Genomic DNA, 15,863 nt, shown 5'->3' with positions numbered 1-15,863 from the left:
GCGACGGTCACGGCGACCCCTCGCCGTGCTGGTCGCCGCCGGTCTCGCTGCGCTGGTCGGCCTCGGCGCGCTGCTCTCCCAGAGCATCGACCCGCCCGATTCGTCGCAGGTCGCCGACCCGCCGTCGGCCAGCGCCGCCGCACCGTCACCCACCAGCGGCTCGCCGACGCCGGCCGCACCGTCCTCGCCGCCGTCCAGCAGCAGTCCGGCACCCTCGACGGTCGGTCAGCAGATGCCGGTCAGCCTGCGACAGGTGACCAACGAGTTCGCCTCCGTGCTCGCCGAGGCGCAGGCCCGCGGCGAGATCGACCGGAGGACCGTCGAGGATCTGCGCGACGACCTGGCCGATCTGAACGGCCGGTCGAAGGACCGCGCCAGGCGCGTCGCCGACCTGCGGGAGCGCATCGCCGAGCTGGTGGACCGGGGCCGGCTGTCGGCGCGGACGGGCGCCCAACTCGACACCCTGCTGACCCAGGCCGCCCGCTTCTCCACCGGCCGTACGGACGACTGATCCATCCACCAGCGCCGCTGGCATGATGGTCCGATGCGGACGCGGCTGATCTTCGTACGACATGGCGAGTCGGTCCACCACGTCGAGGGGATCGTCGGCGGCCCGCACGGTTGTCGGGGCCTGACCGACCTCGGCCACGACCAGGCGCGCACGTTGGCACGGAGACTCGCCGTGGACCTGGCCGCCGACAGGCCGACCGCGGTGTACTCGTCCGTGCTGCGCCGGGCCGTCCAGACCGCACAGCCGATCGCCGCGGCGCTGGGCGTCAACGGGGTCGCCGACTGCGGCCTGTGCACCTGGCACACGCCGCCGTACGCCGACGGGCTGCCGATCACCCGTTTCCAGGCGGACCACACGGCCGAGGGCGGGGGCGTGTTCCGGCCTTTCGAGCGGGGCAACGAGAGCTGGGCCGAGCTGGTCGTCCGCGTGAGCCGAGCCATCACCGAGATCGCACACCGCCACCGGGGTGCCACGGTGCTGCTGGTCGGGCACACCGAGACGGTCGAGAGTTCGTTCCACGCGCTCGCGGCGCAGCCGCTCTACCGGGCGTTCGACCTGGGGGTGGCCGCGGCATCGATCACCGAATGGACCACCGACGACGACACCGCCGCCTGGCCGCCGGCCCGCTGGACCCTGCGCCGCTTCAGTGACACCGGGGGTCTGTGACAGCGGGTGGGCCCTACAGCTTGATCCAGTATCGCCGCACCGCGCCGAGATCGGTGTCCCGGATGTCCTCGAGGACCCCGCCGTGGTGCTCGATCGTCCGCGCCGAGGCCACGTTGTGCACCTCGCAGGTGACCAGCACCCGATCCAGGCCGAGCGCCCGCGCCGCACCGAGCATCCGCCCCAACGCCCAGGTCGCCAAACCGCGCCGGCGCGCCGACGGTCGGATGCCGTAGCCGATGTGGCCGGCGACCCGCACCAGGTAGTCGTCGAGCTCGTGCCGCAGCGCGATCCCGCCGAGAACCTGGTCGCCCTCGACGATCCACCGGTACGTGCACCGCACCTGGCCGGCGGGCAGCGGCTTCGCGGGGTCCGACTCGTCAGCCAGCAGCCTCACCCAGGCCGCGAACCCGGCGGGCGAGCGCACCTCATCGGAGGGCCGCAACCCGAAACCGTCCTCGTGCAGGCCCGGACCCCACTCGGCGTGCGCCTCCAGCCAGGCGGCGTGCAGGCGGACGGTCGGAGCGATCAGCTCGGGCATGCGGCGACGATAGCCGTTGTCACGGCCACGCCCTGCCACCTGGACCACCCCGCGTGCGACGGTTGTAGTCTCCGCCCTCATGAGCTGGCTGCCTGACGACTTCGTCCACCCCGTCCATGTGCCCGTGCCCGACACGGCGCTTCACCTGCGGCCGATTCGGGAGGCGGACACCCCGCTCGACTACCCGGCCGTGATGGGCTCCCGAGAGCGCCTGTGGGAGATCTTCGGCCCGGCCTGGGCCTGGCCCAGCGAGACGATGACGTACGAGGAGGACCGCGTCGACCTGCTGCGGCACGAGAAGGAGACAGCCGCACACCAGTCGTTCAACTACGCGCTGCTGGACGAGGGAGAGACGGTCATCCTCGGCTGCGTCTACATCGACCCGCCCGAGCGCACCGGTTCCGACGGGGAGGTCTCCTGGTGGGTGGTGGACGACCTGGTCGGCGGCGAGGTGGAGCGCGCGCTGGACGCGCTGGTGCCGCAGTGGATCGCCGCCGACTGGCCTTTCCAGCAGCCCCGTTTCCTGGGTCGCGACATCAGCTGGCAGGACTGGCTCGCGCTGCCGCGCGTCTCCTGACACAGCACGCCGATCCGTGGCCGGCGGCCGTAGTCTCACCGTCATGACGACAACGCAGACACACACCCTCGCCGCACCCGGCGTCGACCTGGTCTACGACGTCCGCGGCCCGCTTCCCCCATCCGGCGGGCACCCCGCGCTGCTGATGATCGGCCAGCCGATGACGGCGGAGGGCTTCGGCGCGCTCGCCCCACACTTCACGGACCGCACCGTGGTCACCTACGACCCGCGCGGCCTGGGCCGCAGCATCCGCAGGGACGGCCGATCCGACCACACGCCGCAGCAGCAGGCGGCCGACCTGCACCTGCTGATCGAGGCGCTCGGCGCCGGGCCGGTCGACGTCTTCGCCAGCAGCGGCGGTGCGGTGACCGCGCTCGAACTGGTCGCGACCCACCCCGGCGACGTCGTCACGCTGGTGGCGCACGAGCCGCCCATCAACGCGGTGCTCCCCGACGCCACGGCCGCCGAGCGCGCCCGGGCCGGCTTCTACGAGGCGTACCAGGCGAAGGGCACCGGCGCGGGCATGGCCGCGTTCATCGCGATGACGTCCTGGCAGGGCGAGTTCACCGACGCCTACTTCGCCCAACCCACGCCCGACCCGGCGACGTTCGGCCTGCCGACCGACGACGACGGCACCCGCGACGATCCGCTGCTGTCGCAGAGTTCGTGGGCGATCACCGACTACCGCCCCGACGCCGGCCTGCTCACCGCGGCATCGACCCGGGTCGTGGTCGCGGTGGGCGAGGAGTCGGCGGGGACGTACACCGCGCGTACGGCCCTCGGCCTTGCCGCACTGCTCGGCCAGGAGGCCGTGGTGTTCCCGAGCCACCACGGCGGTTTCCTCGGTGGTGAGTTCGGTTACGCGGGCAAGCCCGAGGAGTTCGCGGTGAGGCTGCGCGAGGTGCTGGACGCCGGCTGACCGTCCAGACAGGACTCAGCCGAACGAGGTGAGGGCGCCGCGCTCGTCGAAGCGGGCCGTCCCTGGCCGACGCGATCCGCGACGCTGTCCACGGGGAGCGGTCAGGTCAGCTCGGCAGCCGGGGCCGGGACGGCCTTCTCCGCCCGACGACTCACCTCTTCCCAGCCGGCCCAGGTGTCCATGCGTCGTCGGGAGATGTCGAAGGCGAGGTCGTAGACCATGCTGCCCAGCAGGAGCCGTAGCGGCGGGTCGTCGCTGGCGACCAGCGTCATCAACGCCTCGGCGGCCAGCCGTGGTTCGCTGTCGATCGACCCGTCCGCCCACTGCCTCTCCAGCTCCGCACGGAGGGAGTCGTAGGCGGCGTCGGGGGTGGTCGCCGTGCTGCTGGTGTAGAGGTCCGTCCAGTAGCCACCCGGCTGGACGATGGTGACCTTGACGCCGAACCCGGCGGCCTCGGCGGCCAGCGCCTCGCTCATGCCCTCCAGGGCGAACTTGCTGGCGCTGTAGAGGCCGGTGCTGGGGAAACCGCCGAGCGCACCGATGCTGGAGATCTGCACGATGTGTCCGCGGCCCTGGGCCCGCATCGCCCGCAGGGCGGCCTGGCTGACCCAGAGCGCGCCGAAGAAGTTGACGTCCAGTTGGGCACGGGCCTGGGCTTCGGTGAACTCCTCCACCATGCCCGCGAAGAGCGCCCCGGCGTTGTTCACGACGATGTCGAGTCGGCCGTAGTGCTGGACGGCCCGGTCGACACCGTCGAAGACGGCCGAGCGGTCCGTGACATCGAGGCGCAGTGCCAGCAGGCGGTCGGGGTGTCGGGCGACGAGATCGTCGAGCGGGGAGATGTCGCGGGCGGTGCCGACAACCCGGTCACCGGCGGCGAGCGCCGCCTCGGTGAAGGCGCGTCCGAGACCACGGCTGGCCCCGGTGATGAACCAGACCCGGGAGGGGGCGGTGCCTGAGGTTTCCATGAGGCTCCTTCAGTCGAGCAAGACGAACCGTACCGTCTCGTTGCTGCATGACCTTACCCGCACAGGGCCGGCTGTCAAGACGGACCGTCTCGTCTCTTCCTTGCTAGATTGGACGCGTGTCCAAGAAGGTCGCCCCCGACTCCACCCGCCGCAGCGAGACAGCCCGGCGGGCCATCCTCACCGCCGCCCTCGACCTCGTCGCCGAGGTGGGTTACGCGAAACTCAGCATCGAGGGCATCGCGGCCGCCGCCGGCGTGGGGAAACAGACCATCTACCGCTGGTGGCCCTCCAAGGGCGCGCTACTGTTCGACGCCTTCCTCGCGCTCACCACGGAGGGGCAGGACGGGCAGGGCGGCGCACTGCCCGACACCGGCGACCTGGCCGCCGATCTGAAGGCGGTCCTACGGGCCACCATCGTCGAGCTGGACGATCCGCGCTACGACCAGCCCATGCGTGCCCTGCACACCGAGATCGTCCACGATCCCGTCCTGGCCGCCGACTACGCGAAGCGGTTGGACGAGCCGATGCGGGAGGTGAAGAAGGACCGGCTGCGCGCGGCCCAACGCGCGGGGCAGTTGGCCGAGGACATCGACCTCGACGTGGCCGTCGACATGCTCTTCGGACCGGTCCTCAACCGGTGGCTCCAGCGCACCGGCCCCCTGACCTCCGACTACGCCGACCAGGTGGTCGACACGGCACTGCGCGGTCTCCGGCCGCGCGAGGCGTGACCCGGGCGAGGATCGAACCGGCCCCGTTCCTCAGCCGACCGTGACGCGATCGCCCTCCGCCACCCGGCCGGGCCGGACCACCCGCGCGTACGCGCCCACGCACGGCTGCGGCCCCAGGCCCGGCAGCGGCTCGACCCGGTTCAGCCGCGCCGGCACCCGCAGCGCCCCGGTCTCCCGGGGCAGCGGGCCGTGCGCCAGCGTCGGCACCGCGCAGCGCGGCGTCGGCGCCAGCACGGCCAGCACCAGGCTCGGGCCGATCCGTAACTCGCGGCCGACCCACCCGTTCTCGGCGAAGGCGTCCCCGGGCGCGTCGAGCACCAGGTTGGGTCGATAGCGCTGCACCGTTCCGGCGCCGGGCGGGAGGTCCGTGGCGATGCGGTCCAGGGTGGCGGTGGTGACGAGGTGGATCGGAGCGAAGTCGAAGAAGGTGCCCGGCGCGGCCGAGCCGAGCCGGCTCTCGTCCGCCGGGACCTCGTCGGTCCATCCGGCGGCCAGCACCGCGTCCGGGTGGGACCGCAGCAGCGTGGCGTCGGCCGGTACGGAGTCGACCAGCGTCACCGGGCGACCCGCCGCCGCGGAGAGCGCCACGTCGATGTCGGGGTCGACGGTCGACAGCTGCCGACCGTCGGCCAGGGTGATCCGCACCTGATCGGGCGCCGCGCCGGCCGCCCGCAGGGTGAGCAGGGTGCGCCAGCGGTGGGGTTGCTTGGCGCTGGCCACCCGTCCGGTGGCTCTGTCCAGCAGGGCCAGCGCACGGTCACCCGCGAGGCCCCTCTCGCCCACCTCGGCGGCCGGCAGCCGCTCTCCCAGCAGGGACTTCACCGGATAGCGCCGCAGGTGCACCAGTCGCCCGGAATCCACCACGCCACCCTAGCCGTGCGGGATCGCCGGCCCGTTCACCCGGTGCGGGCGGTCGATTCGAGGCTGGCACCGACCAGCTCTCCCGGCTCGGATCCCGTCCGGGCGCGCAGCTCGCCCTGCGGCGTCCAGATGGCCGACCGGCCGGCCGCCTCGGTGTAACCACCACCGGTCGACCCGGCGAAGCTCGCCATCGCCACCCACACCCGGTGCGTGGTGGCGATCAGGTGCGCCCGCTGGTCCGGCACGGCCACGTCGGTCGCCGACTCCAGCACGCCCGCCGCGTAGACGTCGATGCCGAGCGCGGCGGTCTCCGCCGCGTGCGCGGCGACGCCGGTGTCCTTGCAGATCGCCAGCCCCACCCGCCACCCGTCCACATCGAGCACGGTCGGCGCGTCACCCGGCCGGAACCGGTGGGCCTCCGCGTCACCCAGCCACATCTTCCGGTACGCCACCGTCGCCCCGGCCCCGGTCACCGCCAGCGTCGCGATGTGGTCACCGGCGACCGGCGCACCCGCCAGGGCCAGCGCGCCGGTCTCGGCGCACGCCTCGACCAGCGGCGTCAGTCGGGGGTCGTCGACCGGCACGACCGGGGCGTCCAACTCGTACCCCGTCAGGGACAGCTCCGGAAAGAGCACCACCCGGGCACGGGCCGCGCGGACCGCGGCGGCGTGCGCCCGCGCGTTCGCCGCGACGTCCCGGGGTACGCACAACGGCTGCGCCACCGCGAGCCGCAGCGGGGTGCGGTCTTCCACACCCCCGCGGCTGGGGTCGACCCGCACGGCCGGGCGGTCGACCTCATGGTCGACTCTCAGGATCACTTCGTAGCGTGGGGGCATGATTCGAACGTCCCACGTCGTGCTCGCCACCGGAACCCCCACCGCTGCGGCCGAACCACCGCAGGATGGAATGGTCGGCTACGTCAGTGACCTGGTGGAACGGCTCGGCGGGCCGGGTGCCGGCCTGGCGGTGGCGCTGGAGAACCTGTTCCCGCCGATCCCGAGCGAGGTGATCCTGCCGCTGGCCGGGTTCGTCGCCGCGCAGGGCCGGATCAGCCTGATCGGCGCGATCTTCTGGACAACTCTGGGCTCGGTGGTGGGTGCGCTGGCGCTCTATCTGATCGGCGCGTCACTGGGTCGGGACCGGATGCGCGCCATCGTGGCCCGGCTGCCGCTGGTGAAGCTCAGCGACGTGGACCGGACCGAGGCGTGGTTCCTCCGGCACGGCGTGAAGGCGGTCTTCTTCGGCCGGATGATTCCGATCTTCCGGAGCCTGATCTCCATTCCGGCCGGGGTGGAGCGGATGCCCGTCACCACCTTCCTGCTCTACACCACGCTGGGCAGCCTCATCTGGAACACCACCTTCGTGCTGGCCGGCTACCTGCTCGGCGACAACTGGCACCTCGTCGAGGGGTACGTCGGCGTGCTCCAGAACGTCGTGATCGTGGTCTGCGTGGCGGCCGTCGCCTGGTTCGTCGGGTCTCGTGTGCTGCGGGCCCGCCGTGCCGGCCGGGACCCCGAGGCGGCCACCAGCGACGCCCCGGAGCACTGGGAGCACGGCGTACCCGACCCGGGCGGTCGCGGCACGCTCTACCGTGGCGGCTCGTGGGCCTCCGAGGAACGCTAGGCGGGCGAGGGCGGCAGGCGGTGGGGGAGCGTCGGACCGGTCGCTGGTCGGAGCGGTCGCGGCTGCCGGTCGGCGTCGCCGCCGGGACCGCGACCGCCGTCGTCGAACTCGTCTTCCTGGCCGTCGCGGCCATGGCGCTCGCCGTGTCCGCGCCCGCACCCACGGTCGGCCGCCGGGTCGCCGACCTGACGAGGCGGTACGCCGCACTACTGCTGCTCGTGGAACGCCGTCGGCTGACCCGGCTGCTCGCCGCCGGTGAACTACCCGCGCCGGTCGGCGCGGTGACCCGGCGGCAGATCGGCTACCTGGCCGCCCGGCTGCTGCCCGGCGCGCTCGGCCTCCTGGCGTACGGGGTGCTGGGCGTCGGCGTGGTACTGGCCGGGATCGTGTTGCTCGCGACCGTACGCGGCGAGCTGAGCCTCGTCGACGCGCTGGTCCAGGTCGTCGTCGGCGCCGTACTGCTGCTGCTCAACGTCCAGGCCATCGCCAGCGTCGCCGCGTTGGACGTTCGGCTCGCTCGGCGGCTGCTCGGCCCGGGGAGCCGGGCGGAGCTGACGCAGCGGGTCCATGAGCTGACCACCAGCCGGGCCGGGGTCATCGCCGCCGTCGACGCCGAACGGCAGCGCATCGAGCGGGACCTGCACGACGGGCTCCAGCAGCGGCTGGTCGCGCTCGGCATGTTGCTCGGCCGGGCCCGACGTGCCCGGGACACCGACCGCACCCACGCACTGCTCGCCCAGGCACACGAGGACGTGCAGCGGGCCGTCGAGGAGCTACGTGAGGTGGCGTGGCGGGTCTACCCGTCGGCGCTGGACGGCAGCGACCTGGGCGAGGTGCTCGCCATGGTCGCCCGCCGCTCCGAGGTGCCGGTGCGGATCCGCTGCGATCTGCCGGTCCGCCCCGGCCGGCAGATCGAGACGGTGCTGTACTTCGTGGCCTGCGAGGCGCTCACCAACGCGGCGAAACACGCCGCCGCTAGCCTGGTCACCGTCGAGATCGGGGTACGGGAGGGGTGGGTCCGGATGCGCGTGCACGACGACGGCGCGGGCGGTGCGGACCCGGCCGGGCGCGGACTGTCCGGCCTGACCCGACGGGTCGCCGCGCTGGACGGCCGGCTGTGGGTGACCAGCCCGGTGGGCGGCCCGACCACCGTGCTCGCGGAGCTTCCGTGCGGCTAGTCCTCGCCGAAGACTCGACGCTGCTCCGGGAGGGCCTGGCGCGGCTGCTGGCCGAGGAGGACCACGAGGTGGTCGCGGCGGTCGGCACCGCCGACGAACTGGTCGAGGCGGTCGGACGGTGCGGTCCCGACGTCGTCGTCACCGACGTCCGGATGCCGCCGACGCACACCGACGACGGGCTACGCGCCGCCCTGGAGATCCGCCGGCGCTGGCCCACCACGGCCGTCCTGGTGCTCTCCCAGTACGTGGAGCGGCGGTACGCCGGCCGGCTGCTCGCGGACCGTCCCGAGGGGGTCGGATACCTGCTCAAGGACCGCGTCGCCCAGGTCGACGACTTCCTCGACGCACTGGACCGCGTCGCCGCCGGGGGCACCGCGCTCGACCCGGAGGTGGTCCGTCAGGTGGTGGCCGGTTCGGACCGGCCGGACCCGTTCGGTCGGTTGACCCCGCGCGAACGGGACGTGCTGCACGAGATGGCCCAGGGGCACACGAACGCCGCGATCGCCCAACGGCTGCACGTGTCACAGAGCGCGGTGGAGAAGCACGTCAACGCCATCTTCGACAAGCTGGACCTCGCCCACACGGCCGGCTACAGCCGCCGGATCCTCGCCGTGCTGCGCTACCTGGGCACCTGACACCTTTCGCACGGCGCGGGTCACCGCGATCGACTCGCGGTCGGTGATATCGGGGTGTCCGGGTGCCGAGGATGGCCCGGTTTCGTGATCGGAGTCGATCACCGCCGATCACCGCCGATCACCGGCTTGCGGGGGAAGCGTCGACCCCTGTGTGGCCGGCCCCGGCGGCGTTCTTGGCACGCAAGCCCACCGGGGGCGGTCGCGGTCGTGTCCGCGATACCTGTGAGGCATATATACCTGTGAGGTATCGCCGGTCTTGTCGAGACCGGCCGGATGTCGCCTTCTGAGGCGATCGACTCGCGGTCAATGATGTCGCGGTGTCCTGGGGTGGGGATGCCCACTGTCAGGGATGCCGAGTGGATCACCACCGCTGGGGCCGGTGTGACGCCGGGCCGGTCGGGCGACCTGACACTGGCGTGGCCTGTTGTCCGGTTCATGCCGCGTTGACCTGTGATCCGGTGCATCCGTGTGCCGGAATGGGGGCCGGCCGGGGGTCGTTACATACCCTGACGATCGCAGCACCACGGCCCGCCGCCCCGACCCCCGGGTTGGAATGCCAGGCCCCAGCCGGTCGTTACACATCCCCTGAACGACCGCACCAGCACCCGCACGTCAGGGTGCCGCACCCCGGAATGACTCCGGCCCGGCGGTCGTTACACACAGACCCGGCGCCACGAGCCCCCCGCCCGTGAGCCGCCGTGAGACTTTCCCCCGTGTTTGAGAGCGCCGGACGAGGTGCTTGCACCCTGCGTGTCGTTCCCCCGATCGGCTCGCTTGGGTGTCTACCCCCGTGAAGGAGCTACCCCCATGAACACGATCATCCGTAAGAGCATGCTGTCCGTTGCTGGTTTGGCGTTCGCCGGTGGTGTGTTCGCCGGTCCCATCGCCGCCCACGCTGCTCCGGTTGAGGGCAAGGCGGTCGCGGTTGCGGTGCAGACGGCCAAGCCGAGCCCGCAGGGCGAGCAGTCCCGGATCACCCTGAACGATGAGCAGGTGGCGAACGTGAAGGCGATCATCGCCGCGACGAAGAAGGCGGGCCTGCCCGAGCGGGCCGCGGTCATCTCGATCGCGACGAGCCTGCAGGAGTCGAAGCTGGAGAACCTGGGCCACCTCGGCGACCGCAACGACCACGACTCGCTGGGCCTGTTCCAGCAGCGGCCGAGCTCGGGTTGGGGTACTCCGGAGCAGATCACCGACCCCGACTACTCGACCACCGCGTTCCTGAAGGGTTTGAAGCAGGTTGACGGGTGGCAGGACATGCCACTGACCGACGCCGCGCAGACCGTGCAGGTGTCGGCGTACCCGGACGCCTACGCCCAGTGGGAGCAGCAGGCCACCGACCTCGTCGCGCAGTACTGGAACAGCTGACCCCGATAGAGCAATCTGATCGCTGGCCGGCACCCGAGAGGGGTGTCGGCCAGCGGTGTGGGTCGTAGGCTGGATGTCGCGACCGCCGGTGGCCGGGGAATGATGCCGGGCCTGGGCTGGTTGTGGACAGTGTCGGTGTGACTCAGTGTCCCCGGGCCTCACCTAATATCGCCTTCGCGGAATACCGTTCGGCTGGAGCCGCGTCGCGCCACTCGCCGAGAGGCGACCTGCACACCGACACCAGCGCCGCCCCCGGCCCACCGGCCGGGGGCGGCGCTGTCTGTACCCACCCGCTGTGGCGGCACCACGCTCGGGTGCGCGCGCCGGCACAATACTCGGATGACTGTCGCGCAGACCTGGTCCGAGCAGGCGGGTGTGCTCGTACTCCCCAGCGGGGCGACGGTGCGCGGTCGCCGCATCGGCGCGGAGGCCTCGCCCGCCGACTTCGCCCTGTTGTTGGCGCCCGGCCCGGCGCCGGCCTGGGCGCACCGGCGGATCCGGTGGCCCGATTTCTGGGTTCCGCTCGATCGGGCGGACGCGTTGGACGCCCTGCGGGCGGCGCTGCGGCGCGCACACGACGGTGAGCGTGTCGAGGTGGCCTGCCGGGGTGGGGTGGGGCGCACCGGCACGGCGTTGGCCGCGCTGGCGATCCTCGACGGCCTGCCGGTCGAGCGGGCGGTGCCGTGGGTGCGGGCGGGCTACCACCCGAAGGCGGTGGAGACGCCCTGGCAGCGGCGCTGGCTGCGCCGGGTCGCCTGAACCACCGCCCTCCGGGCCGCGTGTGCTCTACCCCTGGGTGTCGACGTACTCGCGCAGGTGCTTGGCGGTGAGCGTGTCACCGCGGGCGACCAGGTCGGCCGGAGTGCCGGTGAAGACGATCCGCCCGCCGTCGTGCCCGGCACCCGGGCCGAGGTCGATGAGCCAGTCCGCGTGGGCCATGACCGCCTGGTGGTGCTCGATGACGATCACCGTGTTGCCGGCGTCGACCATCCGGTCCAGCAGCGCCAGCAACTGGTCCACGTCGGCGAGGTGCAGGCCGGTGGTCGGCTCGTCCAGCACGTACGTGCTGGTCTTCTCCGCGAGGTGGATGGCGAGCTTGAGCCGTTGCCGCTCCCCACCGGACAGGGTGGTCAGCGGCTGGCCGAGCTTGAGGTAGCCCAGCCCGACGTCGACCAGCCGGCCGAGGATGAGGTGCGCGGGCCCGCTGGGAAAGAACCCGTGGGCCTCGGTGACCGGCATGGCCAGCACCTCGCTGATGTTCTTGCCGCGCAGCGTGTACGTGAGCACTTCGTCGGTGAACCGCCGTCCCTCGCACCGCTCGCAGACGCTCGCCACGCCGGCCATCATCGCCAGGTCCGTGTAGATCAGCCCGATGCCCTTGCAGGCCGGGCAGGCGCCCTCGGAGTTGGCGCTGAACAGCGCCGCCTTGACCCCGTTGGCCTTGGCGAAGGCGGCGCGGATCGGGTCGAGCAGCCCGCTGTAGGTGGCCGGGTTGCTGCGTCGCGACCCGCGGATGGGGGACTGGTCGACGATCACCACCCCGGCTCGGCGGCGCAGCGAGCCGTGGATCAAGGAACTCTTGCCGGAGCCGGCCACTCCGGTGACCACGGTGAGCACCCCGAGCGGGAGGTCCACGTCCACGTCGCGGAGGTTGTGCAGGTCGGCGTTGCGGATGGCGAGCTGCCCGGTCGGTCGGCGCACCCGGTCGCGCAGGGTGACCCGGTGGTCCAGGTGCCGCCCGGTGAGCGTGCCGGAGCGGCGCAGACCGGGAACGTCCCCGGTGAAGCAGATCTGGCCGCCGTCGGTGCCGGCGCCCGGCCCGAGGTCGACCACGTGGTCGGCGATCGCGATGGTTTCCGGCTTGTGCTCCACGACCAGCACGGTGTTGCCCTTGTCGCGCAGCCGCAGCAGCAGGTCGTTCATCCGGGCGATGTCGTGCGGGTGCAGGCCGACGGTCGGCTCGTCGAAGACGTACGTGACGTCGGAGAGGCTGGAGCCGAGGTGTCGGACCATCTTCACCCGCTGGGCCTCGCCGCCGGAGAGGGTCGCCGACTCGCGGTCCAGGCTGAGGTAGCCCAACCCGATCTCGACCAGTGAGTCCAGCAGGTCGCGCAGGTTGGCGATCAGCGGCGCCACCCCCGGGTCGTCGACGCCCCGGACGAACGCGGCCAGGTCGCTGATCTGCATGGCCGAGCACTCGGCGATGTTGCGACCGGCGATCCGGGACGACAGCGCGGCGGCGTTGAGTCGGGTGCCGCCGCAGTCCGCGCAGGTGGTGAAGGTGACCGCCCGGTCGACGAAGGCGCGGATGTGCCCCTGCATCGACTCGCGGTCCTTGGTCAGGTAGAGCCGCTTGACCTTGACCACCAGACCCTCGTACGTCCAGTTGTTGCTGCCCATCTTGATTTTCGTGGCGGGCTTGTGCAGCAGGTCCTGCCACTGCTGTTTGGTGAAGTCCTGGAGTTTGGTGTCCGGGTCGAACAGCCCGGAGGAGACGATGGTCTGCCAGTACCAGGAGTCGACCGCGAAGTTGGGCACCGTGATCGCGCCGTCGTTGAGCGAGCGTTCGACGTCCACCAACTCGTTGATGTCGAGGTCGGAGACGCGGCCCAGCCCTTCGCAGGTCGGGCACATCCCCTCGGCGAGGTTGAAGCTGAAGGCTCCGGCGCCGCCCACCGACGGCTGGCCGAGCCGGCTGAAGACGATCCGCAGCATGGCGTACGCGTCGGTGGCGGTGCCAACGGTGGAGCGGGAGTTGACCCCCATCCGCTCCTGGTCGACGACGATGGCCGCGCCGAGGTTGCGCAGCGAGTCGACGTCGGGTCGGTTCAGGTTGGGCATGAACGACTGGAGGAAGGCGCTGTAGGTCTCGTTGATCAGGCGCTGGGACTCGGCGGCGATGGTGCCGAACACGAGGGACGACTTGCCTGAGCCGGAGACGCCGGTGAAGACGGTCAACCGGCGCTTGGGAATGTCGACCGAGACGCTGGCGAGGTTGTTCTCCCGCGCTCCGCGTACCTCGATCATGTCGTGGCTGTCGGCGGCGGACCGTGCTGGCTGCGACATGCGAACCCTTCACGAGATCGTGGCGGGACGCGCGTCCCGCCGAGCTGACGGATTACATTGTCTCATTCACCCCCTCGTAGAGGCTTTTGCCGAAATCCCCCTGGTGGTCGAGCCGGAACGCCCCGAGAAGTCTCAAATCACGTGGCAACCGGTACGGTTGCCGGCGTGAGCGCACCGCCGAAGGACCGCCTGCGGGCGGTGGACCTGGCCGCCACCGCCGGCATCTCCGTGCAGCAGGTGCGCAACTACGTCGAGGCGGGTGTCCTGCCGCCGGTGCGGCGCACGGCCAGCGGCTACCGGATCTTCACGACCGAGCACGCCCGGGCCCTGGCCGTGGCGCGGCGGCTCGCCGAGGGGCACGGCTGGAGCCGTACCCGGGAGATCATGGCGGCGGTGCACGGGGGCGACCTGCCGGCGGCCCTCGCCGCGCTCGACGGCGGCCACGCCGAGCTGGACCGGGAACGCGCCGAGATCCGCCGGGTGCTCGGCGCGTTCGAGACCGTGCTGGCCAGCCCGTCGCAGGCCCGACCGGTGCCCCGCCGCGGTGCCCGCATCGGCGAGGTCGCCGCCCTGGTCGGCGTCCGGACGTCGCAACTGCGGCTCTGGGAGGAGCGTGGGCTGCTGCGGCCGGCCCGCACACCGCACACCCGGTACCGGGTGTACGACGAGGCCGAGCTGCGCGCCGCGCACGTCGTGGCGCTGCTACGCCGGGGCGCCTACCCGTTCGAGATCATCGCGGCGGTGCTGGGTGAGCTGCGCACCACCGGCAGCGCGCAGCGGGTCCGCGCCGAGTTGGCCCGCCGCGAGCAGGAGCTGCACGCCCGCAGCCTGCGCCGGCTGCGGGGGAGCGCCGCGCTGTACGACTACCTGCGTGGTCGGGACGCCGCCGGTTGGTCGGCCGACCATCCCGTCCCGCCAGCGGATCTTGTTGGTTAGGGTCGGGCTATGAGAGCTGCGCTGCTGGCGGTCACGGCGTCCGCCGTCCTGCTCGCTCCCGCGCCGGTTGCCGCCGCCACGGGTACCCCCGCCGCTCCGGCCGTCCGGTGCCCCCGGGTGCCGGCGCCGGCGATGTCCCGGCCACCGCGGCCCTCGCCTCCGCCCGCCGTGCCCGAACAGCGCGTGGTCGGCGGAGCCGCGCTGGGCACCACCGGCCTGGTCGTGCCGGCCGGCGCCGGCGCGCCACCGGCGGTCACGGCCACCTCGTGGCTGGTCGCCGACCTGGACACCGGACAGGTGCTCGGTGGCTGCGGCCCCCACGAGTACGGCACCCCGGCCAGCGTGCAGAAGCTGCTGCTGGCCGCCACGATGCTGCCCCGGCTGGACCCGAAGCAGACGGTCACGGTCACCGAGGCGGACATGAACATCGAGCCGGGCTCGTCCGCCGTCGGCCTGGTCGAGGGCGGCCGGTACACCATCGAGACCATCTGGCTCGGCCTACTGCTCAACTCGGGCAACGAGGCGGCCAACGCCCTGGCCCGACTGGGCAGCGGAGTGGACGACGCGGCCGCCGGAGTCCGCGCCATGAACGAGCAGGCCCACCGGCTGGGCGCGCTCCAGACGCACGCCGTCACCCCGTCCGGGCTGGACGGCAAGGGCCAGTTCACCAGCGCGTACGACCTGGCGCTGATCGCCCGGGCCTGCTTCGCCGAGCCGAACTTCCGCCGGTACGCGCTCACCCGGCAGGCGCGGATCCCGGCCCAGCCGGCGCAACGCACCAAGGGCTTCCAGATCCAGAACGAGAACCAGCTCATCTACCGGTACCCGGGTGCGCTCGGCGGCAAGACCGGCTTCACCGACCTGGCCCGGCACACCTACGTCGGTGCGGCGCAACGCGACGGGCGGCGACTGGTGGTGACCCTCCTGGGCGCCGAGCCGGCGCCGAAGCGCGGCTGGGAGCAGGGCGCCGCCCTGCTGGACTGGGGCTTCTCGCTGCCCCGCGACGCCTCGGTGGGCCGGCTGGTCGAGCCGGGCGAGCTGACCGCAACGCCGTCGGCCACGCCGTCCGAGCTGGCCGCGCCCGGCACGGCCCGACCGGCGGCGGCCAGCCGTGCGGCGCACAGCGGGTCGGGGTGGCTGTGGGCGGTGGTCGCGCTGACCGGCGCGGGAGTGCTGCTGCTCGGCGGGCTGCTGTGGCGGCGCCGACGCCGGCTGCCCTGACGGATCGACAACAGGCTCTGCCCTCCATAGACTCCGGTCTTTCTGGCACCACGAGTCCAGGAGGATCC

Annotated in this window: 16 protein-coding genes and 1 pseudogene; 12 read left to right on the top strand and 5 right to left on the bottom strand. The window is 72.4% G+C overall.

Going from position 1 to position 15,863, the window contains the following annotated elements:
* Nucleotides 1-511, top strand: a pseudogene (locus M8C17_RS04485) (serine/threonine protein kinase); the annotation flags it as partial.
* A gap of 33 nt (nt 512-544) precedes the next feature.
* The gene (locus tag M8C17_RS04480; protein ID WP_252415033.1) at nt 545-1,177 is read left to right on the top strand and encodes a histidine phosphatase family protein; all 633 of its coding nucleotides are present in this window, start codon (nt 545-547) and stop codon (nt 1,175-1,177) included.
* A 13-nt stretch (nt 1,178-1,190) separates the two neighbouring features.
* On the opposite strand, the gene M8C17_RS04475 is transcribed toward M8C17_RS04480, so the two are convergent.
* The gene (locus M8C17_RS04475; RefSeq protein WP_252415032.1) at nt 1,191-1,715 is read right to left on the bottom strand and encodes a GNAT family N-acetyltransferase; all 525 of its coding nucleotides are present in this window, start codon (nt 1,713-1,715) and stop codon (nt 1,191-1,193) included.
* A 79-nt stretch (nt 1,716-1,794) separates the two neighbouring features.
* Here M8C17_RS04475 and M8C17_RS04470 point away from each other — a divergent pair, with 79 nt between their 5' ends.
* Together M8C17_RS04470 and M8C17_RS04465 are read left to right on the top strand one after the other, a co-directional pair.
* A complete protein-coding gene (locus M8C17_RS04470) occupies nt 1,795-2,292 on the top strand; it encodes an N-acetyltransferase (protein ID WP_252415031.1) in 498 nt (165 codons plus the stop codon).
* Between the two features lie 43 nt (nt 2,293-2,335).
* Nucleotides 2,336-3,211 (top strand): alpha/beta fold hydrolase, encoded by an 876-nt coding sequence (locus tag M8C17_RS04465; RefSeq protein ID WP_252415030.1) that lies wholly within the window; start codon nt 2,336-2,338, stop codon nt 3,209-3,211.
* A 101-nt stretch (nt 3,212-3,312) separates the two neighbouring features.
* On the opposite strand, the gene M8C17_RS04460 is transcribed toward M8C17_RS04465, so the two are convergent.
* A complete protein-coding gene (locus M8C17_RS04460; RefSeq protein WP_252415029.1) occupies nt 3,313-4,179 on the bottom strand; it encodes an SDR family oxidoreductase in 867 nt (288 codons plus the stop codon).
* A 116-nt stretch (nt 4,180-4,295) separates the two neighbouring features.
* Between M8C17_RS04460 and M8C17_RS04455 the strand changes: the two genes are divergently transcribed.
* A complete protein-coding gene (locus M8C17_RS04455; protein WP_252415028.1) occupies nt 4,296-4,907 on the top strand; it encodes a TetR/AcrR family transcriptional regulator in 612 nt (203 codons plus the stop codon).
* Between the two features lie 30 nt (nt 4,908-4,937).
* Here M8C17_RS04455 and M8C17_RS04450 read toward each other — a convergent pair whose 3' ends face one another.
* Entirely contained in the window at nt 4,938-5,768 is an 831-nt protein-coding gene (locus M8C17_RS04450; RefSeq protein ID WP_252415027.1) for an MOSC domain-containing protein, read from the bottom strand.
* Nucleotides 5,769-5,803: 35 nt separating this feature from the next.
* Entirely contained in the window at nt 5,804-6,520 is a 717-nt protein-coding gene (locus M8C17_RS04445; RefSeq protein ID WP_252415087.1) for a carbon-nitrogen hydrolase family protein, read from the bottom strand.
* A gap of 82 nt (nt 6,521-6,602) precedes the next feature.
* Here M8C17_RS04445 and M8C17_RS04440 point away from each other — a divergent pair, with 82 nt between their 5' ends.
* From M8C17_RS04440 to M8C17_RS04420, 5 genes are all read left to right on the top strand, one after another.
* Nucleotides 6,603-7,391 (top strand): DedA family protein, encoded by a 789-nt coding sequence (locus M8C17_RS04440; RefSeq protein WP_252415026.1) that lies wholly within the window; start codon nt 6,603-6,605, stop codon nt 7,389-7,391.
* A 20-nt stretch (nt 7,392-7,411) separates the two neighbouring features.
* Nucleotides 7,412-8,569 (top strand): sensor histidine kinase, encoded by a 1,158-nt coding sequence (locus M8C17_RS04435; protein ID WP_252415025.1) that lies wholly within the window; start codon nt 7,412-7,414, stop codon nt 8,567-8,569.
* Nucleotides 8,560-9,204, top strand: coding sequence for a response regulator transcription factor (locus M8C17_RS04430; RefSeq protein WP_252415024.1), 645 nt, complete (start codon nt 8,560-8,562; stop codon nt 9,202-9,204). The genes M8C17_RS04435 and M8C17_RS04430 overlap by 10 nt, the downstream gene beginning before the upstream one ends.
* 807 nt (nt 9,205-10,011) lie before the next feature.
* A complete protein-coding gene (locus tag M8C17_RS04425; RefSeq protein ID WP_252415023.1) occupies nt 10,012-10,572 on the top strand; it encodes a hypothetical protein in 561 nt (186 codons plus the stop codon).
* A gap of 339 nt (nt 10,573-10,911) precedes the next feature.
* Complete coding sequence (locus tag M8C17_RS04420; protein ID WP_252415022.1) at nt 10,912-11,331, top strand: protein-tyrosine phosphatase family protein; 420 nt, start codon at nt 10,912-10,914, stop codon at nt 11,329-11,331.
* Nucleotides 11,332-11,358: 27 nt separating this feature from the next.
* Here M8C17_RS04420 and M8C17_RS04415 read toward each other — a convergent pair whose 3' ends face one another.
* Nucleotides 11,359-13,638 carry an excinuclease ABC subunit UvrA gene (locus M8C17_RS04415; protein WP_252415021.1) on the bottom strand — a complete coding sequence of 760 codons (2,280 nt, stop codon included), beginning with the start codon at nt 13,636-13,638 and terminating at the stop codon, nt 11,359-11,361.
* A gap of 165 nt (nt 13,639-13,803) precedes the next feature.
* Between M8C17_RS04415 and M8C17_RS04410 the strand changes: the two genes are divergently transcribed.
* The gene (locus M8C17_RS04410; protein ID WP_252415020.1) at nt 13,804-14,574 is read left to right on the top strand and encodes a MerR family transcriptional regulator; all 771 of its coding nucleotides are present in this window, start codon (nt 13,804-13,806) and stop codon (nt 14,572-14,574) included.
* Nucleotides 14,575-14,583: 9 nt separating this feature from the next.
* Complete coding sequence (locus M8C17_RS04405; RefSeq protein WP_252415019.1) at nt 14,584-15,795, top strand: D-alanyl-D-alanine carboxypeptidase family protein; 1,212 nt, start codon at nt 14,584-14,586, stop codon at nt 15,793-15,795.
* The last annotated feature ends 68 nt before the right edge of the window (nt 15,796-15,863 follow it).

This window comes from Micromonospora sp. RHAY321, assembly GCF_023896955.1.
Classification (GTDB): Bacteria; Actinomycetota; Actinomycetes; order Mycobacteriales; family Micromonosporaceae; genus Micromonospora.
This window is presented reverse-complemented; position numbering and strand designations above follow the sequence as displayed.